Genomic DNA, 26988 nt, shown 5'->3' on the forward strand with positions numbered 1-26988 from the left:
TCCTAGTTCCAGACCGCGTGAGCCATGATCGCCTCCTCGGTTGCGTCAGCGCCGTCGAGCACTGCGGCAATTGCGCCCTCGCGCATGACGATGATGCGGTGACAGAGACCGAGGATTTCAGGCAGCTCGGACGAGACCATCAGCACACTGGCGCCATGGCTGGCTGTCAGATCAGCCAGCAGGTCGTAGATCTCGCGTTTCGCCGCGACATCGACGCCTCTGGTCGGCTCGTCAACGAGGAGGATTTTCGTTCCGGCGTGCAGCTGTCTGGCAAGAACGCATTTCTGCTGGTTGCCGCCCGAGAGGTTGCGTACCCTGGTCGCGCTGTCGGGTGTCTTGATCCGGAGCGACTTTACCAGTTGCGAGACAAGCCGGTTCTCGCGGGCCTTCCTGATGAAGCCGCCACCGGTGATCCCGCCAAGACCGGCAATGGTAATGTTGAATGCGACCGACTGGTCGAGGAAGAGGCCCTCGGTCTTGCGGTCTTCAGGCAGCAGGCCAACGCCCTGAGCCAGGCCCTTTCTCGGCCCGTCTATGACGACCGGAACGTCATCGATCCTGATCTCGCCGCCATCGATGCGGTCAGCACCGGCTATGGCGCGCAGCACCTCTGTCCGGCCGGAACCGGCAAGTCCGCAGATACCGACAATCTCGCCACGCCTGACGGTCAGGGAAATATCCCTGAGCACACCTTCGCGCGAAAGATTACGGACTTCCAGCCGGACCTGGTCTTCCGGCTCCCGGCGTTGCGGAAAAACGTCCTTCAGCTCGCGTCCGACCATCTGGCGGATGAGGCCGGCTGTGGTCGTACCCGCGATCGGCATGGACGCGACAACCTGCCCGTCGCGCATCACCGTCACATCGTCGCAGATCTCGTAAAGCTCCCTGAGCCGGTGCGTGATGTAGATGAAGGAAACCCCGTGCTCCTGGCTGAGGCGGCGGATCGTTGTGAACAGGTGCTCAAGCTCGGCATCCCCAAGCACGGCCGAAGGCTCGTCGAGCACGACAATGCGGGCGTTGCGCGCGATCGCCCTGGCAATTTCGACCATCTGCCGCTGGGCAACGCTGATGGTGTCAAGGCGCGCCGACGGATCCACCCTGAACCCCAGCCGGTCCAGAGACTGTCTGGCTTCCAGCGTGACCCGGCCCCAGTCCACCGTCCCAAACCGGCTGCGGGGCAACCTTCCGAGCAGGATGTTCTCCGCAACCGTCAGGTGTGGCGTCTGGGCAAGCTCCTGGTAGATCACCGCGATGCCAAGCTGCAGCATGCGCTCCGGCGAAGGTGCTGCCACGACCGAACCGTCAATGAGGACGTCACCTTCGCTGGCCGGAAATGCGCCTGCCAGAACCCGCATCAGCGTCGATTTGCCGGCGCCATTTTCGCCGATCACCCCGTGAACGCTTCCCTTTTTCACCGCGAAGCTGACGTTCCTAAGGGCGTGAACGCCCGGGAACCGCTTGTGAATGCCCCTCATCTCAAGGATCGGTGTCATCATCGGTCTTCGCTCAAGAAATCGTTTTCTCGGACACTCAAAAAAGGATCAGAGGCGGTGCAGCTGCATGCCACCGCCAATGTGGTAGATATCGCCGGTGCTGAACGGGATGGCGCCGGTGGCAAGCGCCGATACGCCGCGGGCAATGTCGCCGGGCTGACCCCAGCGTCGTATGGCGGAGAGCTGGCCGGACGCTACCTGGGCGGAATACTTTTCGAAGACGTCGGCAGTCATGTCGGTCTGGATCAGGCCAGGGCGGATCTCGTGTACCCGGATTCCCCCGTCTGCAAGCCTGACGGCAAACTGCTGCGAGGCCATCGAAAGACCCGCCTTGGAGATGCAGTAGGGGCCCTTTTCGGGCGATACCAGTCCGGCATTGGCCGACGTGATCGTTATGATCGACCGCTCCCGGGAGCCAGGCTCGGGTCGCGCCAGCATGGCGCGCGCAACCGCCTGGGTGAAGAAGAAGGTACCGCGCAGATTTACGCCCACCAGCCGGTCGAAGCTCTCCACGGTCACGTCGAGAAGATCGCCCCGCACGGCAACCTGGATACCGGCATTGTTGACCAGGCAGGTCACGGCGCCGAAGTCGTTTTCGATCCGCGCGACAAATTCGGGATTGTCTGCGGTATCGGAAATGTCACGCCGGTAAAAGCCGGCATTCCGTCCCGCCGAGCGGACGATTTCGACTGTGTCATGGGCGCTCGCATCATCGACCACATCGACCACGGCAACGTCAAAGCCGGCTGCCGCAAGCTCGCAGCAGATCGCACGGCCAATGCCGCGGCGTCCGCCTGTGACGATGGCCAGCCCCCTGCGCAGGCGTTCACCCTGCACCGGCACCGGCTCCGCGATACTATCGGGCTGTTCGACCAGCATCACGAAGCCTTTCTTTCAGCGGTTTCGTCCAGGTCGCGCGATGCGACCACGGCTTTCTTCTGCAGGAGAGCGGCCACATCGTCGCCGGAATAGCCGAGCTCGGCCAGGATCTCCCTTGTATGCTCGCCGATCTCCAGCGCCAGGACGCGCAGCGAAGGGACTTCCCCGTCATAGCGGTTGGGATGGTTGACCAGATGGATGGTGCGGCCGCGCACCTTTACCTCCCGGAACACCCGGGCGTGGGTCAGCTGAGGATCGGCCAGCAGGTCGTCATAGTAGTTTATCGGCGCCCACCAGATGCCGTGGCGATCAAAACGTGCGGCCAGTTCGGCAACCGTCCAGGATGAGGTGGCGCCGGCAAGCCGCCGGGCATATTCGTCCCGTTCGCGGTACCGGTCGGAAGACACGACTTCCCGCAGTTCTTCACTGTCGAGCGCGTCGGCAAGCACGCCCGCATCACACAGCGACACGACGAGGCTGCCATCCCGGGCCGGGTAGACGCCGTAGGGGGCTGCATGAAACCAGGTTGCAAGATTCTTCTCGCGATCGAGCACCTCGCGCGTCATCCCGCCGGCGAAGAAGTTCACCAGCGCTTCTCCCTGCAGATCGATCGCCGAATTGATGAGGCTTGCCTCGACGCGGGTGCCTTTTCCCTCACGCAGCCTGCGGACAAGCGCACCCAGTATGCCCAGCGCCAGCAGGGCACCTCCATGCTGGTCAACGATCGCCGCGCCGACTGGCGTCGGTCCGCGCTCGGGCGTTCCGGTCACGCTGAGCAGCCCGGAGCGTGCCTGGGCAAGAAGATCCTGACCCGGGTTCTGGGCCATTGGCCCGGTCGAGCCAAATCCGCTGGCAGATGCAAAGATCACTTCAGGGTTGAGCTTTCGCAGCTCGGCCTCGCTGAAGCCGAGCCGGTCGAACACGCCCGGCCGGAAATTCTCCATCACGACATCAGCACCGGCAATCAGGCGGCGGGCGACTTCCCTGCCCGCGTCGCTCTTGAGGTCGAGGCCGATCGAACGCTTGTTGCGGTTCGCACACAGATAGAAACCGCTTATTCCCTCCACGAAGACATCGGCTCCGGACCAGTGGCGCTCATGCGCACCATCGACGGGTTCGACCTTGATCACATCGGCGCCCATATCCGCAAGGTACTGCGCGCCTGCCGGACCCTGCAGAAAATGGCAGAAACTGACGACCCTGATGCCGTTGAGCAGCATGCTTGACTCCCTGACCTGGCAGCTCGACCTGGCCGCCTTGAGAAATCGTTTTCTTGGAATTGTCGCTGCCTGTCAAGCGGTCTTGCTGACTTTGGCAGAAAATTGATGCAGTCACCGCGAAAGTGAGCTATGCCGTTTATGAAATCGGTTTCTTGAACCGGACGACTGGAGAACTGCCCCGAATGGATGATGATGCAGGCGCCAAGCTCATTGACGTCGCCAGACTGGCTGACTGCTCGCCTGCCACGGTCTCACGGGTTCTCAACGGCAATCCGACCGTGAACACAGGCGTTCGCGAACGGGTCCTGCGGGCTGCTGCGGACCTGCGCTACGTTCCCAACGGATCCGCACGCGCGCTGCGCTCCACCCGCACCCGGCTGGTCGGCGCAATCATCCCGACGCTTGATCATGCCATCTATGCAACGATGGTCGACGGGCTGCAGGCGCGGCTTGCGGAAAAGGAAGTCTCCCTGATCCTCAATACTTCGACCTACGACATAGACCTCGAGTACGAGCAGGCAAAGCTGCTGGTGGAACGGGGCGCAGAATCAATCGTTCTGGTTGGCGCAAGGCACCGGCCACAGACGCTCGCCATGCTGGAGCAGAAGCGGGTGGCCTACGTCTTCACCTATACCTCTACTCCAACCGAGGCGGGAGCCGCCATCGGCTTCAGCAATGAGGAGGCAGGACGGACCGCGGCGCGCTATCTTCTGGATCTCGGTCACACCCGGCTCGCCATGATCGCTGGCATTACTCAGGACAATGACCGGGCAAAAGGCCGGGTTGACGGCTTTCTTCTCGAACTCGAAAAGGCAGGTATTGATCCAGCCTCCGTCCCCGTTGCGGAAGGCGCCTACCGGGTCGGGAACGGTCGGGCGCTGATGAAGACGCTGATGGCAGGCTCACCACGCCCGACTGCCATTTTCTGTGGCAGCGACATACTGGCTGCCGGCGCCGTAAAGTACTGTCACGAGGCCGGCATAGCGGTGCCGGGAGAAATCTCCATCATGGGTTTTGACAATCTGGAGATTGCGGAACTGACAACTCCGGAGCTGACGACGCTTGAGGTGCCGGCACGCGACATGGGCCGGCTCGCTGCCGACTACATACTTGCCTCGGCCACGCAGAGAAGGCACATGCGCCAGCGGGACCTTTCGATCCGTCTCATTGTCCGCGGCAGTACCGGACCGGCCAGCAGGACACTGGCCGAATAAATGTCGCAGGCAGGGCGCTCCGCGCCTGGCCGGCCTGACCAGGCGGTCGCTTTCCCCAGAGCAGCCCGCGGGCGTCCTTCTCATGTCCCTCGCGGCGACATGCCTGCCGCCGCGTAGACTGCATCGATGGCCGTCATGTTTCCGACAGGACCGGATCCCTCTGTCGGAACCGGACCACCCTCCGTAATGGCCCTGACAACCATGTCTAGCTGGTAGTCAAATGTGGTGCCGCCGGCCACGGTATGCTCCTTCAGCCGGCCATCAAGGCGCTCGATCACCGAATGCCCCCTGTGCGGCAGCAGGCTGTTGACGAGCACGACCGATCCGCGCTCGGCCTCAATCTCGAAGCGGGCATGCATGTGCCACCCCGGTGACATGCGCGCCTCTATTTCGGCCTCCACGCCGCACGGAAATGCAAGCCGGGCGGTGATTTCCTCGTCGACACCTGAAGCAGTGACGACGGCCGCAGCCGAAATGATCTCGGGTTCCTCGTTCACAAGCGAGCGGCACCAGTGCAGCGGGTAGCAGCCAAGGTCCATCAGCGCGCCGCCCCCCTGCGCCGGACTGTGGCGGAACTCGCCCGCAGCATTCTGAATGGTGTGATTGAAAACGCCTTTCAGAAACCTGATGCGGCCAAGCCGCCCCGAAGCAGCCAGATCCAGAAGATGGAGAAACACCGGGTGATGGCGGTCGTGAAATGCCTCGATGACCCTTCGCCCCACGCGCTCGCCGGTCTCGGCCATCTGCCTTGCCTCGGCAGCATTCATGGCGAAGGGCTTCTCGCAGAGGACATGCTTTCCGCTTTCGAGAGCCATGATCGAAAGCGCGGCATGGCGGTGTGGTGGCAGGGCATTGTAGATCAGGTCGATCCCGGCGTCGGCGATCAGGTCTTCATAGCGGCTGTAGGCCTTGCGGATGCCATGCTGGCTGGCAAATGCTGCTGCACTTCCGGGGCGTTCGGCCGCTACCGCTACAACCTCCACATCCTTTCGCCTGGCGCCGGGCTCCAGTATGGCCATCGGGGCGACGCGCGCGGCTCCGAGTATTCCAATCCTCAACATGCCATTCTCCTGTGGATGCCCGTCAAGCGGCCTCTGTCCGACGATCGGCAACAGTGCCGGCGTAACGCAGGGCGCAGCACGCGCGCCTGCCGTTACGCCAGCTACGCTGAGGTCATGCCGGCGGGGTGATGACAGCGTCTGACCTGGAGGCTAGTCAGCCTACTGGCGGCTTTGCCTGGATGCCCAGGGGGATGTCAGGCGGCTGGGGTACAGCATCGAAACATCCCGGGATGGACTGGTCGTAATCGACAACCGAACCGGTCATCATCCCGGACTCCGCCGCGCAGAGAAATGCCACAGCCCGCGCGACCTCACCGGTTTCCAGCATGCGGCCGATCGGCAGCTTTGCCTCAGCCTCTTCCCGCCAGCCGTCCTGCGCATTGTGCCATCTGCGCATCGTCTGTTCCTCGCCCGGTGTGTACATCCATCCGATGCAGAGGCCGTTCACCCGGCACCCGTGACGCATCATCGAGAAACCGGTGTTCCTGGTAAGGGTGACGAGGGCACCTTTCGCCGCGCAGTAGGCAGACAGGAAGGACTGGCCGCCATGGGCGCTCATCGAGATGATGTTGACTACCGAACCTCTGATGTTTTCCCGGACCATGATCCCGAGAGCCTTCTGCATCAGGTAGAATGGCGCCTTCACATTGGTGGCAAAAATCTGGTCATAGAGGGCTTCCTCCGTGTCGAGGATGGTCCCCCGGTCCGTGTTGCCGGCAGCATTCACCAGAATGTCCACACGGCCGAATTCCCTGTCGCAGGCCTCGACGATCCCGAGGACTTCCCCATGTCTGGACAGGTCCGCAGGGACGAAGACCGTCCGGCATCCTGCCGCCCGCAAGCGGCCGGCTACGGCCTCGCCGCGCTCCCTGTTCCTGCCGGTAATGACAAGGCCGGACAGGCCTCTGGCCACCATCAGCTCGCATATGGCCTCTCCCAGCCCCTGGGTTGATCCTGTCACGATCGCGACCTTGCCGTCGAACCGGCTGAAACTGTTGCCGGTCTGGCCGGCTGCATTTCCTGTATCCACCGACATGATTCACGCATCCACTATGAGTTGCTGACAGCCCTGACGCCATCCACCGAACGCCGGACGAGCGGCACTGTCGACCAGTACGGCGAATCCGGAAAGTAAAAGCGGTCCCCTTTTCTCGCTGGTGATCCGGGATGCCAGGAACATAGCGCTTTCGAGGCACTCCTGTTCGACTTTTGCCAACCGCACCAGCTCCCCGCAGATCTGCCGCCACTGAAATCGTTTTCGTCTTTGCCCGGTAACACACCCTAAAGGCCGTGCTATTAAAGGAGACGGATGAGAAAACGATTTCTTTCAGGTCTTTCATGATCTGTCAACGCCCGCAATGCTGCGGGCATTGCTCGTGGGGAGGATTACCGGGCACGAGCCGTCCCGCCATGGATGGGTTGCCCTTGCCCCAGGCCGCGATCGAACCGCAACAGGCAAGGGCTGCGCCAGCGGCTTGGGAATCACCGACGCTTTGACTGGTACAGGCTACGCTGTGCGCGCTCCGTCATATTTGCCCAGGTCAACCGGGGCGACCGACCTCAGCGAGACATCGTCAAGCGAGGCATTTTCCAGGACCACGCGGGCCGCGGCGTTGATGTTGTGGATCGTGTCGGCGATTTCTCCATCACCGTGCAGCGGATGGGTAGCAATCATCACCGTCCGGTTGACGATATCAAGCGACCGCTTTCCAAGGCCCTCGGGGTATTCGGTCCGGCAGCCGCGGTTCTCGGGAAGGCGATATGGATTGAGTGCGGGATGGTGCGCTCCCTCATGGGTGAGAACCTGATCCCACTGCGTGAAATTGTGGCGTCCGGTCTTGCCGGCAATCACTGCGGGAGTGGTCTTGACGAACTTCTGCGCCGCGTCCTCTGTCGGCAGCAGGTACATGACCTGCGTGGCACAGTCCTCGTCCGGGCTGTTCATCGGCGATGCGGCAAGCCCGATGTTTCCCACCTGACTGGTACCTGCAAGGATGCGCTTCTTCTCGTGGCGCATCGCCTCTATCATGGGGTCGAGACGATCCAGCTGGACGTTGAGCATCGCTCCCGTGATCTCCGAGGCACGCGCGCCGACGCCGGCAAACGGCCTGATGCTGTCGGTCCGGCCCTGCCAGTAGAAATTGCACGGATCAATTGCCGCCCTGGCGCGTTCGGCGACCTTCGGATCGCTTGTGGCGAGACCACCGGCCTCTCCGGCCGTGATGTTCTTGAAGTAGTTGAAGCTGAAGGCGCCGGCATCGCCGATGCCGCCAAGCCTGCGTCCTTCGTAGGCCCCGCCAATTGCCTGGCAGGCGTCCTCGAGCACCAGGAGCCTGCGCTTTGCAGCAATCTCCATGATTTCGTTCATGTTGCAGGCAGCGCCCCACATATGGACAGGAATGACCGCACGGGTCCGGGGACCGATGGCGTCGCGAAGGGCTGCCGGATCGATGGTCAGGCTCTCGTCGATGTCAACGATGACCGGGATCGCGCCGACGGACAGCACCGCGGTTGCGGTTGCCATATAGGTGTGCGCAGGAACAAGCACCTCGTCGCCAGGTCCGATACCCAGCCCGATGAGTCCGGCATAAAGGCCGAACGTTCCGCTTACCGAAAGCATGAACTCCTTCGCTCCGAGATACGCGGCATAGCGCGTTTCAAACTTCTCGCACTCGCTGTCTTCCCGATATCGAAACAGGGCACCTGATCTGATGACGCGTGCTATCGCCTCGATCTCGGCTTCACCGGCAATGTACATTTGACGTCTCCGTGACTTGATGATCGCGATACTGGGTCCGGAAGCCGGAAGTTGAAAGGACCAATCCCCCAGGGCGGGTCCGACCACTTTTACCGGGGTACGGGACCGCCCGCCTGGCCGTCAGGCACCCTGGCGTTCCGTCTCCGCCTGCCGGCGGTCATCCAGAATCTTGAGGACGCCTGCGCGGATCTCCTCCTGCAGGGATTCGGGCGTACCCATTTCGAGGGCCCACAGGACCTCGTAGCCTCCTTCCGGGAAGGCGCGCGCGGGAGGAAGGTAGGCCCGCCATCCGTTCGCATAACCCACAACGAACGGATGCCTGATCCCTGCCTGACGCAGTTCCCGCCGCAGGCCGATCCCGGTTTCGCTGAAGACTTCTCCAGGCTGCCCAACCAGCATGATGTCCGGTCCTTCTATGGCCAGAACCATCACTTCAAGCGGCCGTCCGGGCCCGACGCGCGGCCGGACGCGGTCGCCACGGCCCTGCCAGGGATCTTCAGCTGCCGGCCCCGCAGCGGCAGACGGGGATCCTCCTGCCGTTATCCGGGCGGTCCACAGACCGGTGACATCGCTGAACGATATGCCACGGTGAACCCGCAGGACCTCTGCTGCAACCGCCTTCCCGAGCCGCCCGGCTTCCGCAAAGCTTCCGCCGGTACGGTCGCCAATGTCGAACTGGTCCACTGTACCGTCAGGATTGCCATAGTAATGGCTTTCTCCAGCAAGAGGCAGCTCGTGAATTCGTGCCTGGACAGTTCTCGATTCGGCAAACCGCTTCCTGACGCCGCCAGTCAGCGGGTTTACGTCGCCTGACGCGCCCTGGCCAAACACCGCAACCGCCTCCCCGCCAAGAGCGCTCTCGATGGTCCGGGCCGCGCTCGAAACCCAGTCTCCCGATACATGCCGGATGTCAGGCCCAAGAACCACAGGATGACACCCGAAACCGTAGTATGCGCCGAGGGCCCTGCCCCGCATGTCATCGATGCGCATGACGAACACCGCCGGATCGACAGGATCCTCGAGCCGGCGGCGGTTTAGCGAGTGCCCGTAGAGCATGCCGAACCCTGCGCCAATCCGGGCTGGCTCGAGCCGGCGTTGCGCTTCAGCTACGGACTCGGAGATTTTCGCGTGAAGGCCTTCCGGCCAGCAGGCCGGGTCGTCATCGAATGGACCGCTGTGTGTGTGGGATGCCGAGACAAAAACGCGTTCTGGCCTGATGCCTGTATCATTGGCGATCTGCGTTCTTGCTGCCTCGACAATGTCCTCGTTCACATACAGCACATCAAGCGAGCAGATCGCCACCTGCCCGGTTCCGTACTGCATGACGAGCGCCCGGGCAAAAAGGGGATCACGGACAGAAAGAGCCCCGCCCCCGCGATAGGGATAGCCCACGAGCTCCGCCCCTTTGGCGCTGGCAGAAATTTCCACCTTGCCGAACCCTGCCAGCAATCGCGCTCCGGCGTCCGAAACACTGACCACCATCGAAATACTCCGTTTCAAGAATGCAGCGCCTGTCAGGCCGGCCGCGGCGGACGTGGCAATCTGCAGCTCAGACGACGGAACTGTCGGCCGAAAAAAGATGGACGCGTTCCGGGTCAATGATCACGCCGACTTGGTCACCAGCCTTGAGCCTGACTTCGCCGTCGTCCTGCACGACAATCGGTCCCGCAGGCGTGTCGAGATAGACTACGGTTGCATTGCCGAGCCGCTCGAGTATCTCGACTGTGCCGCCAAGGGTCGAGCGAGCATCGCTGCCATCGCCAAGCCGCAGGTGCTCCGGTCTTATGCCTACCTCGAAGCCGGCAGAACCGTTCGCGACGCCGGTGCGCGTGGCGATCCTTATCTCTCCGCCACCGCGCAGGCCGACAACCGCCTCCCGGCCTGCAAGCGCCCGTGGCTCGGCCGGTATGAAATTCATCGTCGGAGCGCCGATGAAGGAGGCGACAAACCTGTTTGCCGGCCGGCTGTACAGTTCCATCGGAGTGCCGACCTGCGAGATACGCCCCCGATCGAGAACGACAATCCTGTCAGCCAGGGTCATCGCCTCGACCTGGTCGTGGGTGACGTAAATCATGGTTGCCGAAAGCGTCTGGTGGAGCTTCGCAAGTTCGATTCTCATCTGGACACGCAGCATGGCATCAAGATTGGAAAGCGGTTCGTCGAACAGGAATACCTCCGGCTCGCGGACCAGAGCGCGCCCGATCGCCACACGCTGCCGCTGCCCTCCCGAAAGCTCGGCTGGCCGGCGGTCAAGCAGGTCATGGAGATGAAGGATGCGCGCCACTTCGTCCGTGCGCTGGCCAATCAGGTTTTTCGGCATCTTTGCGACACTCAGGGAGAAGGCGATGTTCTGCCGGACAGTCATGTGCGGATAGAGCGCGTAGGACTGGAAAACCATGGCGATGCGGCGCTTCGCCGGCTTCACGGCGGTGACATCGACCCCATCCACGAAAACCCTGCCGCTGCTGGTCACCTCGAGACCGGCGATCATGCGCAGCAGGGTCGACTTGCCACATCCCGATGGTCCAAGCAGGGCGCAGAACTCTCCGTCCGCAACCCTGAGATCAACTGACCTGATGGCCTCGACAGTACCATATCGTTTGCCGACGCCCCTGAGTTCGACTTCACCCATCGTCGTGTCCGTCCTTCCGGTTCATGTTCCCGACAGCTTCAGCCGCCGCCGGCGCTGGTGCCTCAACCCTTGACGGCCCCCGCTGTCAGACCCTTGATGAAATAGCGCTGGAGAAAGAGAAAGATCGCGGCGATCGGGAGTGTTGCCACTGTCGAGGCAGCCATTGCTGCTGCCCACTGCATGCCGCTGTTGTACGGCTGGGTGTAGTTCGTGAGACCGACTGCCAGGACCGTCAGATCGCGATCCTGGACTGCCACCAGAGGCCACAGGAAGTTGCCCCAGCTCCAGATGAAGATGATGATCCCGAGACTCGTCAGGGCCGGCACCAGAAGGGGCAGGACGATCCTGAGGAAGAGGACCCATTCACCTGCGCCATCCATCCTGCCCGCCTCTATGAGTTCAGTCGGAAGCTCGCCCGCATACTGGCGCATCATGAACACGCCGAACGCATTCATGATGCCTGGCACGATCAGCCCGGCATAGGTGTCCTGCCACCCGAACGCGCGTATCTCGACAAAAAGCGGAACGACAAGGATCTGCAGCGGGATCATCATCGTCGCAATGATGAAATAGAACAGGAAAGTCCTGCCGGGAAACCTGAACTTGGCAAAGCCATAGCCGGCCAGCGCACTGAAGAAGCATGTAACCACGACATTCGTTACGGACATGATCGCGCTGTTGAAGAAATAGCGCCACAGCGGAGCGAGTTCCGCTGCATGGACATACCGGCCCAGGCCCTGGAAGTCGTGCGGCAGCCAGTGAACCGGAATGGCCTGGACTTCCCATTCCGCCTTGAAGCTCGAGGTGATCATGAACAGCACCGGGAACGCGAAAAGCAGTGCCACAAGGGCTGCAAGCGCCACATAGCCCAGCCTCCCGGCAGAAATACCCATGACCCTGCGGCTCTCTTGGGCGGGAAGACCGGAAACGGCCAGACTGGACATCGGGGACTCCACGTCAGTACCTGCGGCGGCCAAGCCGGAGCTGGATGGCGGTGATTGCCAGGATGATTGCAAAGAGGACGACCGACACTGCGGCTGCATCACCCATGCGGAAGTACTGGAAGCCATACTTCCAGATCAGCAGGCCGAGCGTGAGAGTCGAGTCGGCAGGGCCGCCCTTGTCGGGACTGACAACATACTGGATGATGAAACCCTGACATGCATTGATCGTCGAAAGGCAGGCAACAAGCACGGCTGTTGACCGAAGCAGGGGCAGTTCGATGCGCCAGAACGATGTCAGCGGTCCCGCTCCGTCGATCTGCGCGGCTTCCTTCAGATCCCGGGGAATCCCGGCAAGGCCCGCCAGCCAGATGACCATGAAGAAGGGGATTGTCGCCCAGTCATTGATCAGGATCATTGACCATGGAGCAAGGCCGGCGCCCGTCGTCCACTCGATCTCGGACTGTCCTGTAAACCACCCCGCCAGAGCGGTGATCACACCGTTGGGGTGAAGCAGGACCTTCCACACAATGCCGACGACTACCAGTGGCGGCAGGACCGGCGAAAACGCGATGACCTTCAGCAGGTTGCGCCCGGGAAAGCTCCGGTCGAAAAGCAGCGCCAGCCCGAGTGACCCTGCCCAGACCGGAAAGGTGCTGCCGGCTACGAAGACTGCTGTGTTCCAGAGCGACTTTCTGAACAGTCCGTCATCCGGCAGTGCGGCGTAGTTGCCCAGTCCCACCCACAGCGGCGGCGACAGCATGTCATAGCTCGTCATGCTCAGGTACAGTCCGAAGAAGATCGGAAAGATGCTGAACACGGCGAAAAACGCGACGGCGGGCGTTACAAAGAGAAAGCCCCAGAATCCATTCCTGTCCGACATGATATCAATCCATTGACCGCAGCCCCGTGGCGCGGCGCCCGCAGCAGGCGGAGGCCGCGCGGCATGGTTCAGCGCGCTGCTTCTGCCTTCGCCTTTTCGCGGACGAGGATACGGTTCACCTCGTCGTTGAGACCGGGGAGCGTATCTGCGACCGGCTCATTCCCCTGGACGATCCTGTCACGCGCCCGCAGCAGCGCATCGCCCACCGCGTTGAACCCGGCAATGCGCGGGGAAAAGTTCGACTTCGACAGTTCCGACAGATAGACGTCCATGCCACGACCCGACATGGCCTCTTTCGACGCAAGCAGCTCGGGTGTGGGAACAAACAGGCCAGCCGCACTGAAGAGTTCGGGCGCATAATTCGTATAGAAGCGCGCAAACTTCCAGGCAGCTGCCTGAACCTCGGGCGAAGATTTCGAATTGACCATCAGGTAATAGGCGTAGTTGTCGAAACCGTTGTCCCTGACCGCACCGCTCCAGCGCGGCACTGGAAACGGCGTGTACTCGATGCCGGCCTTTTCGATCAGCGGAACACCCCATATTCCCATGGAGCAGTCCGTGGCGATTTCGCCGGCGAGGAATGCCGGGCGGCTCTCCGGATACTGGGGACCGCCAAGCCGATATCTGTTCACCCAGTCGGCCCAGTACTGGAAAGTCTTTGCAACCTGGGGGGTGTTCAGGTCCGCAGTATAAGCCGTTTCGTCCACCATATGGCCGCCAAGCTGGCTGACCATCGGGTTGAACTGCAGCCACATGTAGACAGAGCCGGACCAGTTGAAGTCGAAGCCGCGCCTTGTGGGGACGCCGGACGAATCCCGGACGGTCAGCTTGCCGGCAACATCGACCATCTCTTCCCAGGTCTTCGGAAAGTCTTTTGCTGGATCCAGACCCTTCTCGGCCCATAGCCTGTTGTTCGCATAGCAGTAGTAGTCGCTTACCTCGGTCGGCAGGCCGTAGACCTTGCCGGCGAAGGTGATGCCCGCCATCGCACCCTGCTTGAACTGCGCATCCAGCGCTGCCTGATCCGCGAAACCGGCGGCCTTCATGTCTATCGGTGCGAGCAGGCCCGCCGCATGATACTGCCCGAGCTCCAGGGTCACCTGATTGAAGAGGTCGGGCGCTGCTCCCGTGGCAAAGGCCGTCAGCAGTTTGGTTCCGAATTCGGAATACGGGATCAGGGTACGCTCTATGTGAATGTCCGGATTTTCCGACTCAAAAGCGGCAATCGCCTTTTCGTCGACTGCATTGCGCGGCGGGTGTTCGTGAAACCACAGCTTCACGGTTATCGGCTGGGCGAAACCCGCCGACGTTTGAAGCGCTAGCAGAACTGCGCCAGCGAACACTGCCAGTTTCGACAGGCCATTTCGCGGAGATGGCATCTGATGGATCCTCCTTTTGAGAATTTGTTCCCGTTCAGGCTGACCGCCATCACAGGCGGCAGTCTGTTCCTGATTTCCCGCCTGTTGGCCGGCGTTCTGTCGGCTGCCATTCAGGTGCTGATCGAGCCTGAATGGAATGACCAATCCGCCCGGCTGGAACCGGACCACTTCAATCAAGGTGAATGACAGTGACAGGTCCCCCCGGGGAGGAGGACCTCGCTGCACGGGTTCCGCCAGCACGCAAGGTGTGACAGGTGCGATGGAGTAAGGGAGCCGGGGGTGAGCCGCTTCGGCTAATTCTATTTCAGGGAGGCCTGGATGAAATCGCTGGTCTTTGCGATCAGCCTGTCGACCATCGCGGCATCCTGCTGCGTATTGAATATATGATCCATCGGCTGGACCCAGAGTTCACCAGGTCCCTTGTGATAGTCGAGAACGAGCTTGCCCGAGGCGGGCTGGGGAAAGACGATGTCGTCATTGGTACCCACCGCCACCAGCAGGGGTCCTCTGTAGCTGGCAATCTCGGCGATGGGGTCCACGGTGAAGAGATCCTGGAAGAAGGCGGTCCCGAGCGTGACCTGGTCACCCCACGATAGTTTCGCTGTCACGGCCTTGTCACCACCCGACAGACCTTTCCTCATCACGTCAGGCCCGAAGATGAATGTCATTGCACTGGCAATGTTGGTGGCCGGGGCCCACAGTGACACCGAAACCAGCTTATGATCCGTGCGCCCGGCGGCGGCGCGTGCCACGGCTCCGCCCATGCTCCAGCCTACCACCGAGATCCTGTCATGGTCGATTTCGTCACTGGCTGCCAGGAAATCGATCGCTGCCAGCGCGTCGCGGATCTGTCCGCTGTAGGTGGTATCCTCGAACCTGCCGTCACTGTCGCCGCCGCCGCGGAAATCAATGCGCAGGCTGGCAAGTCCCCTGTCTGACCACAGCCGTGCGGCACGTCTGAAGACGCCTTCCCTGACAGACGGTATCTCCAGTTCGTCGCGGGTGCTTTCAAAGCCATGCAGGAGGAGAACGACCGGCGGCCTGACAATGCCGTCAGGAAGCGACAGGGTTCCGACGACCTGCTGGCCGTCGACGGCGAATCTGACAGTCTTTTCCGCTGCCAGCCCGGCTGATGCATGAAGCAGCCACAACGCCAGACCGAGTGCTACCGAAGCCTTGCCTGTCATCGACATTATTCCCTCCACGAAAGGTGCGACCGGCGACACCGACGTCCCGGACGGCCCAGTTCATCCCGCAGTGAGAAAGACAAAATAGCCAATCGGCAGGTGAAGGGCCGGACCAGTTTCGTCCGGTGCCGGCGCTGCCGGTATGGGCCGACGGCGAGCGGCCTACCTGCTATGCCGGTGCTGCACCTCGAAACATGTCCTGAGGCGTTTCATGCCGTATTCTATCGTAGCCGGAGAAAATGCGCTGAAGCCGAGCATCAACGCTGCAGGCGTGTGGTTTTCGACTGCAAACCACGACACGGGGGTAATTTCCAGCCCTTCAGCAGCCGCAGTTCTTGCAACTTCATCCGGGTCAAACTCGTCCGCGACCGTCGCTATCATCTGCATGCCGGTCTCGGACGGCAATGGTTTTATGAAATCGGAGAGATACCGGCTGGCGCAGTCCAGCATGGCCTCGTGGCGCTCGGAGTAAAGTTTCCGCATCCTCAGGAGATGGCTGGCGAAATGCCCTTCGCGCATGAACTCGGCGACCACCATCTGCTCCAGCAGCGGCGAATATCGCCCGACGACGCCGCGGGCGGCGACGAACGCATCGACGAGCCCGTCCGGTATGATGGCAAATCCCAGCCGCAGTGATGGAAACAGGACCTTGCTGAAGGTCCCGAGATAGATGACCCGTTCTCCCTCATCAATCGCATGGAGCGCAGGTATGGCCCTGCCGGAGAAGCGGAATTCATTGTCGTAGTCGTCCTCGATGATCCAGGCGCCGGCCTTCGCCGCCCATTCAAGCAGCTGCAGCCGGCGGCCCAGGGTCATCTCCATTCCGAGCGGAAACTGCTTGGACGGGCATACGAACGCGAGACGGGCGTTCTCGCAGCGCCTTCTGCCCTCGTCGACACTGATGCCCTCATCGTCAACAGGCACTGGAACCGGAACCGCTCCTGACGCGATGATCGCCGCGTAGGCACCTTCATATCCGGGATCCTCGCACCACGCCCGGTCGCCAGGAGCAAGAAACAGGCGTGATGCAACATCAAGGGCCTGCTGGGCTCCTGCAAAGATGATCACGTTGTCTCCGGTGCACCGCACGCCGCGGGACAGGCGTACATGCTCGGCAATCGCGCTGCGCAGTGGCAGGTAACCCTGGGCATCTCCCTCACCCAGAAGCAGGTTCTTTGTCCTGGCATGGCGGCGGTAGATTCCGGCGGTCAGTCTGGCCCACAGCTCGATGGGAAAATCATCCAGGGACGGAAAATTCGGCCGGAACGGCACAGGCCGTCTTGGCACATAGAGCCTTTCGGGCACTCCGCTGAAGCAGCCGGCTCCCCTCGGCCGGTCAGGCCTGCTGGGCGGGACAGAGCGCACGCCAGGCCCTGAAGGAACAGAGGCCGGCCTCTGTGGCAGCCGCTCTGCCACGTAGGTACCCGAACCGGGCTGACCCTGCAGATATCCCTCGGAGACAAGCTCCTCGAACGCAAGAATGACCGTCGCACGCGATACACCGAGCGTGCGCGCCAGTGACCGTGTGGACGGCAGGCGCGTGCCTGGCCGGATGCCCCCGGAACTGATCTCGGTGACGAGACGTGTGTGCAGTTTTCTGTAGAGTGGCCCCTGCGGACCGCCTTCAAGATCAAATGCCAGTGCGTCGAGAAGCTGCAGGGTCATTGCAGGATGCACCTCATTGGCCCGGCCCTAGTCCTCGTCCATCTGCATGGGAGGCTGCATGCGCAGGCCAACCACGACCGTAAGCAGGATGGACAGCAGCAGCACCAGTGTAACCAGCGCATTGATTTCCGGGGTGAAGCCAACGCGCATCATCGCCCAGAGCCGGAGCGGAAGCGTCATGGTGTCACCAGCAAGGAACGACGTGATCAGCGTCTCGTCAAAGGAGAGCGTGAAGGCGAGGATGGCTCCGGTGGCCACCGACGATGCCATCTGCGGCCAGAGCACATGCCGGAACGTCTGCCAGCCTGTGGCTCCCAGATCCGATGAGGCCTCGACCAGTGACCTTGGCAGGGCGCGGAGCCGGCTCTGGACAAGGCGGTAGACAACCGCGAGTACGAAAATGGTATGTCCGACGGCGACGGTGACCATTCCGCGGGCTATTCCGAGGTCGGCAAAGAAGATCAGCAGGGACAGCCCCGTAACGATCGGCGGCAGCACGAACGGCAGATAGACGACCAGTTCGAGCCAGCGTCCCGCAACTGCACCTTCCCATTCGACATAGAGGGCGAGAATGATGGCCAGCAGTGATGCGGCCGCTACCGAGATCAGAGCCACGATCAGCGTGGTCGTGATCGCGTCAACAATGGACTGGTTCTGCCACAGCCTTGCGTACCAGACGAGCGTGGCGCTGTCCCACTGCACCTGCCCCCGCGTGATCTCGACAACCGAGAAAAGGGCGCCGATGAAGACTGGCGAATAGAGCACCAGAAGCGTCGCACCCGTGATGACCCACAGGGCGGTATCGACCATGCGCTGTCCGGATGTTTTCACGTCATATCCTCTGCTGTCTGGCGATCATCCCGGCAGCGACGATGACCACCAGCGACAGCGCCAGAAGAACGCCCGCCAGTGCGGCTCCGAGCGGCCAGTTGTACGCCAGCCCGAACTGCGACCAGATGATCCTGCCGAAGGTGAAACCTGACGGGCCACCCACCATCTGCGGTGTGATGAAGTCGCCCAGCGCCAGCACGAATACAAACAGGCCTCCAGCTGCCGTACCCGGCGCTGACAGTGGAAAGATCACGTGCCGGAATGTCGCCCCCGGAGAAGCACCCAGATCGGCAGATGCCCGGGCGAGATTTCCCGGAATCTTCTCCAGCGAGAGGAAGATCGGGAGGATGGCAAAAGGCAGGAAGATCACCGCCATGGTGAGGAGGATGGAGAGCTTGTTGTAGAGAAAGAGCAGACTTGGTTTTTCCAGGATCCCGGTTGCAACCAGGATCTGGTTGAGAAAACCGTTCAGCCCCAGAATGGACCTCATCGTGTAGATCTTCACGATGTAGCTCATGAAAAGCGGTAGCACGAAGAGCAGAAGAAAGACGTATTTCGCGCGCCTCCGGCGCCAGATGAAATACGCAATCGGATAGCCCAGCATGATGCCGATCACGGTGACACCCAGGCAGAGGGCGAGCGTTACAAGCAGCACCTGCAGGTAGACGGGATCGGTCAGGAAGGTTGCATAGTTCACAAGACTGAAGTCGCCGGATATCCGGTTGTCGACCAGCCGCCTCAGGGACATCACAAGAATTGACACGATGGGAACGACGACGAGGCAGACAGGCAGGGCTGCCACCGCAATAAACAGAACCGCCCGCGTCAGACGTCCCGTCATGATCAGTTGCTCACCGGTACAATCGCAATGTCAGCGCGACGGAACGCGAGTTCCACTGACTGGCCTGGCCTGAAATCGCCGGATCCGCTCGTAATCCTGGCCGTCAGCGTGCGGTCGGGCGCAGATGCCGGTTTCAGGGCCACCCGCGTGTAGGGTCCTACGAAAATCACATCGGAAACCTCGGCGGGTATCACCACATCGTCAGCGTGGGCTTTCCCGTCAAGCCTGATCTTTTCCGGGCGTATGGCCGCGATGACGGAGGCGCCGATGGCAAAATCTGCCACGTCATCCAGCTGGAAGCGCACCAGCGGTGTCTCGACGATACGGCCGTCCGTGATCTTTCCTTCGACCAGATTGTTGTCGCCAAAAAAGCCGGCGACGAAATTCGACCGCGGGTGATAGTAGATGTCGGTCGGGCTTCCGATCTGCTCGATGCGCCCCCTGTTCACGACAACGATCCTGTCAGACATCGTCGTTGCCTCCTCCTGATCGTGGGTGACGAAGAGGAAGGTGGTGCGTATCCGTCGCTGCAGCGCCTTCAGGAAGTACTGCATCTGCCGGCGAAGCTCTGCGTCAAGCGCCGCAAGCGGCTCGTCGAGAAGAATGAGCCTGGGTTCGCAGATGATCGCCCGCGCCAGGGCGACGCGCTGGCGCTGGCCGCCCGAAAGCTGGTGCGGATAGCGCTCGAGGAACCCGGCAAGCCCGACAATCTCGAGCGTTTCGGCAACCAGCCTGCCGATCTTGTCTTTCGGCTCCTTCCGCAGCATGAGGCCATAGCCGACATTCTGCGCAACGGTCATATGGGGAAACAGAGCATAGTCCTGGAATACCGTGTTGAAGGGGCGCCTGTGCGTGGGTACCGCCGAAATGTCGTTTCCTTCAAAACGGAGCCGGCCGCTGGTCGGCTGCGTGAACCCTCCGGCAAGCCGCAGGATCGTTGTCTTTCCCGAACCTGACGGTCCGAGAATGGTCAGGAATTCTCCATTCTGGACCGTGAGCGATATCGGCTTCAGGACCTGGACTGCTCCATAGCTCTTGGAAACGCTGTCAAACTCGAGAAGCATCTCTGGCCTTCTGTCGGGACTGACCGGATGGGCTTTCTGCTGCAGTCCGTCCAGGTGAGTGGCCGCCCATATTGCTCTTCCCCATGTAATCTCGTGTTGCGGTCTGGCAGTATCGGTCACGTTCCATTCACTCCGGAAAATTGCTCATCGTGCTCCGTGCCGGCTGCCTTTACGGCGGCAGCCGGACATTCCCCGGGTCCCTAGGACGCCTTCACTTCATTCCAGAGCTTTACGCGGCGGTTCCAGTCCTCCGGGCTCTGAAGCCAGACCAGCCGATCGCCATATGTATACCCGTTCCTCTCGTTGGCAGCCCGGTCGGTCACATTGCCATAGTGGGCGTGATCCGAGAGGGCAGCGCCGACGGATTTTTCCAGGCAGACGTCGATCCAGGCATGAGCAAGGTCAACGTCGGTAGCGCCGGCACTGATCGTCCAGTTGTCTAGCCAGCCAATGGCGCCTTCTCTAGGAATCGTGAGGCCGGCATTCACCCCTCTCTTGATCAGGGCGGGCAGCTGCGGCTCCCCTGCCGACAGCATGAGCTTGATGCCGGACGACGCAAAGATGTCAACGCCGCCATCATTGCCGTTGTAGTAGGTCAGCAGCAGGCCCTTCTGTTCGATTGCCTTCTGCTTGACCTTGTCGAAATCGCTGTCCGTCCAGTTGAAAGGATCCTTGATCCCGAGCGCTATCGCGACGGTCACAAGGTAGTTGTTGGTGTCGTCGAGCGCGATCATCTGCTGCGCATACTGGGGATCCCACATGACCTCCCAGCTTTCGGGCGCAGAAGGAAATGCACCCTTGTCATAGATCAGCGGTATGGAGCCCCATGCGAACGGCATGCCGTACTGTTTGTCCCCGCGCCTGATGGGGGCAACCTGGCGGAAGGCCGGCACCAGGTTGGCGGCGTTGGGTATCTTTCCCACGTCGATCGGCTGCACCAGGCTGTCGTCGATATAGCGTCCGAACATCGAGGTATCGAAAGCGATCACGTCGTAGTCACTGCCCTTGGACGCCTGCATTTTCGCAAACATCTCGTCCACCGACAGGGTGTATGCCACCTTCGCCCTGGCGCCTGTCTTTTCCTCGAAAGGCTTGACCCACTGGGGCTCGCCATAACCCTCCCAGGTGAAGATCCGCAGTTCGCGCGCGGCAAAAGCCGTCCGCGCGATGAAAGGCATGGCGAGTGCGGCCACCCCTGTCGCCAGAGCCTGCCGCCGTGTGAGTTTCTTTACATTCAGCATGTGAGACATGATCGCCGTCCTTCTCCCGTAGTCACAGCAATGAAAACGATTTCCCGCACGTCTGGCGGCTGCCAAGCATCCTCTTGCCCGCTGGCGGCCGAAATTGAGAAAACGATTTCTTGCATCCCTCACATCGTCTGTCAATGAGGCATTGCTGATGCGACATCAGAATCTGAACGGCGCTGGGTCAAGGAAACGGCGCAGTACGTTTTCCGTAATGCGGCTCACCGAACTCTCGTAACCGGCATGGGACAGTGCACAGCACCAGGCGATCGAGCCCGTTGCAAAGACCGCGCCGCCTGCGGCTGTCCCGAAGAGCACCATGTCTGCCCGGATCTGCGCATTCTGGTCACCGGAAAGCCCACGGTGCGTGATCCTGATCTCGTCGACGGCAGGCAGTCCGTCATAACCGAAACTGTCAGCGGTCGCGAGAAGCAGGAGACCAGGCGGCGAACCAAGGTCGCGATCTGCCCTGTCCGTCTCAAGCCCCGCAGCACCCCCGCCCCTGAGGCCGAAATTGCCGATCCGTTCGTCCGCCCCGATTCCTTCGAACACGAAAGCGGCACGCGGATCGAAACTGGCCGGCATGCGGCGGTAGAAGGTAGACCGGTTGAATGCCTGCGCCGCAAATCCGACCCCGACCAGACGCTGGGGGGCCCTGCCACTTGTACGCCACAGCCCGCCTGGCTCTCCGGTGAACGAAAGATGGTTTTCACCGGCTTCGCCCTCCCAGGTACGCGTCCCGGAGAAGCCGCGCCGGATTTCGATCAGCCCCGATTTCGCCGGATGAAAGGCGATGCGCCAGTAAAATCCGTTTCCGCCCAGATAGAGGTGACGCCCGCCCGCATTCTGGTATGCCTCGAGGGCGTCCAGCATGTCGCGCGAAACGTATTCGGGATGCGATCCGGTAATGACGGTCCGGTAGCGCCGCAGGACAGAAGCGCCCTCGCGGTGGATGTCTTCATCCGTGACAACGTCGTAGGTGATGTCCTTCTGCTCAAGCCAGTCAAGCAGATGCGTATCGTTGCCGTAGTTGAACGCATCTCCCCGCGGCCGCATGTTCAGGATGGGGCGCCTGCCCGAAGAGTAGCATGACCCGCTGCCGTCGCGGTGGGTATCATAGGTTGACAGTCCGAGCTCGCGATGCTCGTAGAGATAGACGTCATCGGGACCGAGCGTGACAAGCCCTTCATGGGGTACCTCGTAAAGCGGATCCTCAAGACCCGTTGAAATGTTGCCATAGGCCAGAAACGTTGCGGTCGAGGCTACAACGAGAACCGGTGCAGTGGCGTATCCCCGGGGTGGCCGCACAAAAAAGGATACGTAGCTTTCGACCGCCGGGCCGGCATCTGGCCTGGCCGAGATCCGCAGGGCATAGAAGCCGGAGCGCCAGCCGTGCGGAACTGTCAGCTCGACGGTGGGGGTCCAGCCGCAGTCGATGAGGTCATCATCATGAAAATGGATTGCGCCATACTGCCAGGGCACTTCGCGCCAGCTCATTGACCGTCCGTCCCAGTTGGCACCCGTCACGGCACGCATGGGCCCCTGAAGGAGAACCCCGTTGAGGCCGTTGCCGGAACGGTCTGCTACAAGATCTGTCTCCATTCCTTCGCTGAAGTCCCAGAACCCCAGCGCTGCGGGACCGGCCCCGCCCGGGCTGACTGCCTCCACGCTGGCCCGCAACGTCTCGGTACTGACCGCCTGGCCAAACAGGCGCGGGCGGTCAATCTTGCCGTTGAAGTGGCCTGACGTGTGTCCGGCGGATTCCGGGGCATCCTGACATATGGCACCCATGACGAACGGCGGGCCGGCAGGCCACAGGATCTCGGTTGGCCCCGTGCCAGCAGCCGACGCGGTCCGGTCACGACCGCCGTCGATCGAGAGGCTCTGCTGATGCAGCAGGACTGTCCCGGTCGCCGTATCGACAACGCCGGCCACAAATGACCATTCCCGAGCAAGAAGCGGCACTGATGATTTCACGGTCCATTCGCGACCTTTGCAGGCGACGGTCATCCGCAGATGACCATCGTCGCCTATTTCGAGCCGCCAGCCACAGTGGCGTGAACTGCTCCAGTGTGCCGCGACCGTCTGGACGCGATCACCAGGCAGGGTGGGAAACAGATAGCAGCCAAACGAGACACTGCCCGAGGCCGGCAGGGCGGCCACACTGTCAATCCTGGCGCAGGAGCCCGGATATATCGGCTGGCTGCGCAGCCCAACGGTTCCGTCGACAGGGGATGGAACCGGCACAAGGCGCAGCCCCGGCCCGTCCGGATCAGGATCGGCACAGCGCACCCGCACCACGCACAGGTCAGCCTGCCGCAGTGACGGACTGCCGAGGTGGAACCTGATTCTTTCGCCCGGCGCAGCCGACAGGGGATCCGCGTATCCCAGAACCGAAACTGTATCGATCACGCTGGATTTCCTCCCGGTATTTTCCTGCCGGTTGCCGCTTCCCACCGCAGCCGGAAGACTTCCCACTCGGCGTCTTCCGGGCTGCGGAACTCCGTCTGGCCATGGACGGTGACAGGACCTCCGGTCCGTTCCGGAAGGCGACCGATCCGCCAAGAACGGCCGGTTTCATCGACAATCAGGACGTAGCGTGGCTTCTCGGCGGCCCAGCGCAGACGGTGGACGAGCTTCTGGAGCTCCTCGCCATGCGGCCCCCTTGGCGCGCGCCGGAATTCCTCGACAAGGTCAAGCCGGTCGGGGTCGACCGGGTAGTGCGCGCTGGCACGGTCTGCTCTCAGCATCGGCGTCCGTCTCCGCCAGCTACAGGACGGCCTGCCGGTCCGGGGCCTTTCCTGCGACCGCGGACGGCGGGTGTGCACCCGTGATGTACCCGACCAGATCGGACACGGTCAGGCCCTGGCATCCTGCGTCGAAACGCTTCTGGCCAAGCCTCATCACGATGATCCGGTCGGAAACGCGCAGCACGTGCTCCATGTTGTGGCTGATCAGGACCACGGTGACACCATGCTCCCTAAGGCTCTCGATGAAGGACAGGACAATTTCCGTCTGCTGCACACCCAGTGCGGCGGTCGGCTCGTCCAGCACGACAATCTTGCTCCCCCACAGGACCGCTCGTGCGATGGCGACTGCCTGGCGCTGTCCGCCCGACAGGGATCCGACGCTTGTCCTCAGGTCAGGCAGCCGCAGGCCCAGCCTGCGGAATCCGCTGTCGGCCTCGCGTGCCATCCGGCGCACGTCCAGCGAACGCAGGAACCGCCGGAACGGATCGCGGTGCATTATCTCGCGGCCGAGATAGACATTTTCCGTAATGCTGAGCGTCGGCACGACGGCCAGCGTCTGGAAGACGGTCTCGATCCCGGCACGCCGGGCATCGACGGCAGTCTCGAAGGCATGCGGCGTGCCCTCGACCAGGATTGATCCGGAATCCGGTCTTACCGTGCCGGCAAGCACCTTGCTCAGCGTGCTCTTGCCGGCACCGTTGTCGCCAATAAGAGAGACGACCTCGGCCGGGTAGAGGCTGAAACTTACCGCGTCCAGCGCACGAACGGGACCATAGGATTTCGAGATGTCCCGCAGCTCAAGTACCGGCTGTCTTTCAGTCGATCCTGTGTTCATGACGATACCCCCTGCGCTGCAGATCCGTTCTGCCCGCCGTGCGGCGCCACCGCTGCCCTCGCAGTCCTGAGCCGCTCGAGCCGCTGGTAGAGGATGTCCAGACCCGCGGCGAAGATCAGCGCCAGGCCAACGGAAAACTGGTGGAAGTAGGCACTCACGTTGATCTGGACGAGACCGTTCCTGAGCGCCCCTATGAAGAGCACACCGTAAAGCACCCCGAACAGCGACCCCCTGCCGCCACTGAAAGCCACGCCCCCGAGCAGCACGCCCGTCAGGACATCAAGTTCTGCACCGGTACCTATCGTGATGGCGGCAGAGTCGAGCTGTGAGGCCGAGATCAGGCCACACAGGGCTGCCGTCGCGGCAGACATGATGTAAAGCCAGAACGGGATTGCGACTGTCCGGATACCCAGTGCCCTTGCCGCCTCCTGAGCACCGCCAGTTGCCATCATGTGCCTGCCATACGGTGTCCGGTACCAGACGTGCAGGCCGGCCAGAAAAATCACGGCAAAGATCACCACCGGGACTGGCATCGACAGCAGGGTTCCGTTGCCAAGAACACCGAACTGCGGGCCAAAGCCGAAGTTGGTCATCCCCTGTGTCAGGAACTGCGCCAGACCACGCGCTCCGACGAGCCCGCCAAGGGTCACCACAATGGGTGAAAACGACCAGACGGTGATCGAGACGGCGTTGAAAAGCCCCCAGGCGATCGCAGCGGCAAATGCCGCTGCAATCGCCACGGGAAGTCCGGTACCGGCCTGCATGCACATGCCGAAGACGACGGCAGACAGCACCATGATGCCGCCTACCGACAGGTCCACATAGCCTGACAGGATCAGCATGGCGGCCGGCACCGCCATGATGCCGACGAGGGCGACCTGCATCAGGATCACGCGCGCATTTGCAGCTGTCGCAAAATGCTGCGTTGTGAGCGAAAAGAGGATCACCAGCGCCAGCAGCGCAAAGAACAGTCCGTTTTTCTGTGCCCACTCAACGAGACTGCCACCGCGGCCAAAGGCCTGCCTGTTTCCGGCCGCCTCGCCGGGCCTGGCCGTGGAAGAACCGGTCATGGTTTCACTGGTCATCGGCATCATCCGTAGACCTTGAGAAGCCGCTCGATGACCTGCATCTCCGTGTCCTGGGTCACCGGTACATAGGGCGTGTAGAGATGGGTGGCTGCTGCTGGCGGGTTGCGGTCCTCGAAAAAGGCGTGGGGAACCTTCACGACGTTGCGGCCGATCTCGGCGATATCGAGGGCCATGCTCGCCTTGATGTACAGGTCCCTGTCCCGGATCAGCTGCAGATTCTGGTTGGCGCCGTCGAAGCCGGCGATGAAGGCGCCCTCCGGCGCAACGCCCCGGCTCATGAATGCAGAGCGGGCACCGAGCGCGGCATCATCCGTGCACGAAACAATGATCTGCAGGTCGGGGTGCGCCACGAGCATTGACTGCACGGCCTCCAGTCCCTGGGAGGCGATGACTGCCTCGGCTTCATAGACAGGCGTTTGCGGAAGTTCCTTGAGCAGGGCCGCCTTTACGGAACTGATGCGCGCTGTGGTCACCTCGTTGCTGACAAAGGTCAGACATCCCACCTCGGCTTTTCCGGAATGTTTCTGCCTGATGAAATCGGCAACCTGCCTGCCAAGCAGGGTGCCTCCATCGACGTCATCAAAGCCGACATGTCCGTCGGCCCCGTCAACGGAGATGCCATACGAGACGAAAAGCACACCCTGGCTCTTCGCCTTCTGCACGACAGGTCCCATCGAGTTCCTGTCCACGGCTGCGACCACCATCGCGTCGATGCCGGCGGCCAGCCAGGCTTCAAGTTCGAGGATCTGTTTCTGGGGCTCGAAACCCGAAGATGTCTGGCGGATCTCGTAGCCATACTCCTTCGCCTGCGTGACGATGGCGTCCTGAAGGCCTCTGAAGTAGGCAGCGGTCCGGTCCGGGTGGGCGAATCCGACCACTTTTGGCGGCACCGCTGCAGACGCGCTGCGGCCCGCCGCTGTGGCCAGCAGCATGGATGCGGCCGCGGTCTTCAGGAGTTCGCGGCGCCCGAGTGAAGACGACAGAATTCGGTTCTGGTCCATTTCAGTCTCCCATTTTGTTTTT

The 26988-nt window shown here is 61.9% G+C and carries 24 protein-coding genes; 2 read left to right on the forward strand and 22 right to left on the reverse strand.

Annotation, left to right across the window (positions count from 1 at the left end; translation table 11 throughout):
- Positions 1-2: 2 nt before the first annotated feature.
- Genes LB564_RS05245 through LB564_RS05255 form a run of 3 tightly spaced genes read right to left on the reverse strand, consistent with a single transcriptional unit; the run spans position 3 to position 3592 of the window.
- Positions 3-1493, reverse strand: coding sequence for a sugar ABC transporter ATP-binding protein (locus tag LB564_RS05245; RefSeq protein ID WP_224535599.1), 1491 nt, complete (start codon positions 1491-1493; stop codon positions 3-5).
- Positions 1494-1541: 48 nt separating this feature from the next.
- Positions 1542-2372, reverse strand: coding sequence for a 3-ketoacyl-ACP reductase (locus LB564_RS05250; RefSeq protein ID WP_224536654.1), 831 nt, complete (start codon positions 2370-2372; stop codon positions 1542-1544).
- Positions 2372-3592 carry a CaiB/BaiF CoA transferase family protein gene (locus LB564_RS05255; protein WP_224535601.1) on the reverse strand — a complete coding sequence of 407 codons (1221 nt, stop codon included), beginning with the start codon at positions 3590-3592 and terminating at the stop codon, positions 2372-2374. The genes LB564_RS05250 and LB564_RS05255 overlap by 1 nt, the downstream gene beginning before the upstream one ends.
- Before the next feature lie 182 nt (positions 3593-3774).
- Here LB564_RS05255 and LB564_RS05260 point away from each other — a divergent pair, with 182 nt between their 5' ends.
- A complete protein-coding gene (locus LB564_RS05260) occupies positions 3775-4806 on the forward strand; it encodes a LacI family DNA-binding transcriptional regulator (RefSeq protein WP_224535602.1) in 1032 nt (343 codons plus the stop codon).
- Between the two features lie 80 nt (positions 4807-4886).
- Here LB564_RS05260 and LB564_RS05265 read toward each other — a convergent pair whose 3' ends face one another.
- The 8 genes from LB564_RS05265 to LB564_RS05300 form a co-directional block, all read right to left on the reverse strand.
- A complete protein-coding gene (locus tag LB564_RS05265; protein ID WP_224535604.1) occupies positions 4887-5918 on the reverse strand; it encodes a Gfo/Idh/MocA family protein in 1032 nt (343 codons plus the stop codon).
- A gap of 103 nt (positions 5919-6021) precedes the next feature.
- Positions 6022-6903, reverse strand: coding sequence for an SDR family oxidoreductase (locus LB564_RS05270; protein ID WP_224535605.1), 882 nt, complete (start codon positions 6901-6903; stop codon positions 6022-6024).
- 471 nt (positions 6904-7374) lie between these two features.
- Positions 7375-8712 carry a DegT/DnrJ/EryC1/StrS family aminotransferase gene (locus tag LB564_RS05275; protein ID WP_224535607.1) on the reverse strand — a complete coding sequence of 446 codons (1338 nt, stop codon included), beginning with the start codon at positions 8710-8712 and terminating at the stop codon, positions 7375-7377.
- A 33-nt stretch (positions 8713-8745) separates the two neighbouring features.
- The gene (locus LB564_RS05280) at positions 8746-10107 is read right to left on the reverse strand and encodes a hypothetical protein (protein ID WP_224535609.1); all 1362 of its coding nucleotides are present in this window, start codon (positions 10105-10107) and stop codon (positions 8746-8748) included.
- A 67-nt stretch (positions 10108-10174) separates the two neighbouring features.
- Positions 10175-11257 (reverse strand): ABC transporter ATP-binding protein, encoded by a 1083-nt coding sequence (locus tag LB564_RS05285; protein WP_224535611.1) that lies wholly within the window; start codon positions 11255-11257, stop codon positions 10175-10177.
- Between the two features lie 62 nt (positions 11258-11319).
- Positions 11320-12201 (reverse strand): carbohydrate ABC transporter permease, encoded by an 882-nt coding sequence (locus tag LB564_RS05290; RefSeq protein ID WP_224535613.1) that lies wholly within the window; start codon positions 12199-12201, stop codon positions 11320-11322.
- Positions 12202-12214: 13 nt separating this feature from the next.
- Positions 12215-13081: a carbohydrate ABC transporter permease gene (locus LB564_RS05295; RefSeq protein WP_224535615.1), complete on the reverse strand. Its 867-nt coding sequence runs from the start codon at positions 13079-13081 to the stop codon at positions 12215-12217.
- Between the two features lie 68 nt (positions 13082-13149).
- The gene (locus LB564_RS05300; RefSeq protein WP_224535617.1) at positions 13150-14460 is read right to left on the reverse strand and encodes an ABC transporter substrate-binding protein; all 1311 of its coding nucleotides are present in this window, start codon (positions 14458-14460) and stop codon (positions 13150-13152) included.
- A 3-nt stretch (positions 14461-14463) separates the two neighbouring features.
- Between LB564_RS05300 and LB564_RS05305 the strand changes: the two genes are divergently transcribed.
- Positions 14464-14646: a hypothetical protein gene (locus tag LB564_RS05305; RefSeq protein ID WP_224535619.1), complete on the forward strand. Its 183-nt coding sequence runs from the start codon at positions 14464-14466 to the stop codon at positions 14644-14646.
- A 113-nt stretch (positions 14647-14759) separates the two neighbouring features.
- Here LB564_RS05305 and LB564_RS05310 read toward each other — a convergent pair whose 3' ends face one another.
- The 11 genes from LB564_RS05310 to LB564_RS05360 all read right to left on the reverse strand — a co-directional run bounded on the left by LB564_RS05310 (position 14760) and on the right by LB564_RS05360 (position 26966).
- A complete protein-coding gene (locus tag LB564_RS05310) occupies positions 14760-15653 on the reverse strand; it encodes an alpha/beta hydrolase family protein (RefSeq protein WP_224535620.1) in 894 nt (297 codons plus the stop codon).
- A 156-nt stretch (positions 15654-15809) separates the two neighbouring features.
- The gene (locus tag LB564_RS05315) at positions 15810-17312 is read right to left on the reverse strand and encodes a PLP-dependent aminotransferase family protein (protein WP_224535622.1); all 1503 of its coding nucleotides are present in this window, start codon (positions 17310-17312) and stop codon (positions 15810-15812) included.
- Positions 17313-17339: 27 nt separating this feature from the next.
- On the reverse strand, positions 17340-18122 hold the full coding sequence (locus LB564_RS05320; RefSeq protein WP_224535624.1) for an ABC transporter permease: 783 nt from the start codon (positions 18120-18122) through the stop codon (positions 17340-17342).
- 22 nt (positions 18123-18144) lie between these two features.
- A complete protein-coding gene (locus LB564_RS05325) occupies positions 18145-18984 on the reverse strand; it encodes an ABC transporter permease (protein ID WP_224535626.1) in 840 nt (279 codons plus the stop codon).
- Between the two features lie 2 nt (positions 18985-18986).
- Complete coding sequence (locus tag LB564_RS05330; protein ID WP_224535628.1) at positions 18987-20168, reverse strand: ABC transporter ATP-binding protein; 1182 nt, start codon at positions 20166-20168, stop codon at positions 18987-18989.
- 80 nt (positions 20169-20248) lie between these two features.
- Positions 20249-21298, reverse strand: coding sequence for a PotD/PotF family extracellular solute-binding protein (locus tag LB564_RS05335; protein WP_224535630.1), 1050 nt, complete (start codon positions 21296-21298; stop codon positions 20249-20251).
- Between the two features lie 156 nt (positions 21299-21454).
- Positions 21455-23704 carry a LamG domain-containing protein gene (locus tag LB564_RS05340; RefSeq protein ID WP_224535632.1) on the reverse strand — a complete coding sequence of 750 codons (2250 nt, stop codon included), beginning with the start codon at positions 23702-23704 and terminating at the stop codon, positions 21455-21457.
- Complete coding sequence (locus tag LB564_RS05345; RefSeq protein ID WP_224535634.1) at positions 23701-24042, reverse strand: hypothetical protein; 342 nt, start codon at positions 24040-24042, stop codon at positions 23701-23703. Before LB564_RS05345 ends, LB564_RS05340 begins: the two co-directional genes overlap by 4 nt.
- Before the next feature lie 19 nt (positions 24043-24061).
- Entirely contained in the window at positions 24062-24877 is an 816-nt protein-coding gene (locus LB564_RS05350; RefSeq protein ID WP_224535635.1) for an ATP-binding cassette domain-containing protein, read from the reverse strand.
- A complete protein-coding gene (locus LB564_RS05355) occupies positions 24874-25962 on the reverse strand; it encodes an ABC transporter permease (RefSeq protein ID WP_224535637.1) in 1089 nt (362 codons plus the stop codon). The genes LB564_RS05350 and LB564_RS05355 overlap by 4 nt, the downstream gene beginning before the upstream one ends.
- 5 nt (positions 25963-25967) lie before the next feature.
- The gene (locus LB564_RS05360; protein ID WP_224535639.1) at positions 25968-26966 is read right to left on the reverse strand and encodes a sugar ABC transporter substrate-binding protein; all 999 of its coding nucleotides are present in this window, start codon (positions 26964-26966) and stop codon (positions 25968-25970) included.
- Between the last annotated feature and the right edge of the window lie 22 nt (positions 26967-26988).

The organism is Mesorhizobium sp. ES1-6 (genome assembly GCF_020164775.1).
Lineage (GTDB): Bacteria > Pseudomonadota > Alphaproteobacteria > Rhizobiales > Rhizobiaceae > Mesorhizobium.

What these genes read in the sequence shown, in the direction of transcription:
- LB564_RS05250 (WP_224536654.1), bottom strand. Translation starts at nt 2,372, where the DNA reads ATGCTGGTCGAACAGCCCGATAGTATCGCGGAGCCGGTGCCGGTGCAG.
- LB564_RS05360 (WP_224535639.1), bottom strand. Translation starts at nt 26,966, where the DNA reads ATGGACCAGAACCGAATTCTGTCGTCTTCACTCGGGCGCCGCGAACTC.
- LB564_RS05335 (WP_224535630.1), bottom strand. Translation starts at nt 21,298, where the DNA reads ATGTCTCACATGCTGAATGTAAAGAAACTCACACGGCGGCAGGCTCTG.
- LB564_RS05285 (WP_224535611.1), bottom strand. Translation starts at nt 11,257, where the DNA reads ATGGGTGAAGTCGAACTCAGGGGCGTCGGCAAACGATATGGTACTGTC.
- LB564_RS05350 (WP_224535635.1), bottom strand. Translation starts at nt 24,877, where the DNA reads ATGAACACAGGATCGACTGAAAGACAGCCGGTACTTGAGCTGCGGGAC.
- LB564_RS05300 (WP_224535617.1), bottom strand. Translation starts at nt 14,460, where the DNA reads ATGCCATCTCCGCGAAATGGCCTGTCGAAACTGGCAGTGTTCGCTGGC.
- LB564_RS05305 (WP_224535619.1), top strand. Translation starts at nt 14,464, where the DNA reads ATGGATCCTCCTTTTGAGAATTTGTTCCCGTTCAGGCTGACCGCCATC.
- LB564_RS05260 (WP_224535602.1), top strand. Translation starts at nt 3,775, where the DNA reads ATGGATGATGATGCAGGCGCCAAGCTCATTGACGTCGCCAGACTGGCT.
- LB564_RS05325 (WP_224535626.1), bottom strand. Translation starts at nt 18,984, where the DNA reads ATGACGGGACGTCTGACGCGGGCGGTTCTGTTTATTGCGGTGGCAGCC.
- LB564_RS05355 (WP_224535637.1), bottom strand. Translation starts at nt 25,962, where the DNA reads ATGACCAGTGAAACCATGACCGGTTCTTCCACGGCCAGGCCCGGCGAG.
- LB564_RS05245 (WP_224535599.1), bottom strand. Translation starts at nt 1,493, where the DNA reads ATGACACCGATCCTTGAGATGAGGGGCATTCACAAGCGGTTCCCGGGC.
- LB564_RS05320 (WP_224535624.1), bottom strand. Translation starts at nt 18,122, where the DNA reads ATGGTCGATACCGCCCTGTGGGTCATCACGGGTGCGACGCTTCTGGTG.
- LB564_RS05315 (WP_224535622.1), bottom strand. Translation starts at nt 17,312, where the DNA reads ATGACCCTGCAGCTTCTCGACGCACTGGCATTTGATCTTGAAGGCGGT.
- LB564_RS05310 (WP_224535620.1), bottom strand. Translation starts at nt 15,653, where the DNA reads ATGTCGATGACAGGCAAGGCTTCGGTAGCACTCGGTCTGGCGTTGTGG.
- LB564_RS05280 (WP_224535609.1), bottom strand. Translation starts at nt 10,107, where the DNA reads ATGGTGGTCAGTGTTTCGGACGCCGGAGCGCGATTGCTGGCAGGGTTC.
- LB564_RS05290 (WP_224535613.1), bottom strand. Translation starts at nt 12,201, where the DNA reads ATGTCCAGTCTGGCCGTTTCCGGTCTTCCCGCCCAAGAGAGCCGCAGG.
- LB564_RS05255 (WP_224535601.1), bottom strand. Translation starts at nt 3,592, where the DNA reads ATGCTGCTCAACGGCATCAGGGTCGTCAGTTTCTGCCATTTTCTGCAG.
- LB564_RS05270 (WP_224535605.1), bottom strand. Translation starts at nt 6,903, where the DNA reads ATGTCGGTGGATACAGGAAATGCAGCCGGCCAGACCGGCAACAGTTTC.
- LB564_RS05295 (WP_224535615.1), bottom strand. Translation starts at nt 13,081, where the DNA reads ATGTCGGACAGGAATGGATTCTGGGGCTTTCTCTTTGTAACGCCCGCC.
- LB564_RS05345 (WP_224535634.1), bottom strand. Translation starts at nt 24,042, where the DNA reads ATGCTGAGAGCAGACCGTGCCAGCGCGCACTACCCGGTCGACCCCGAC.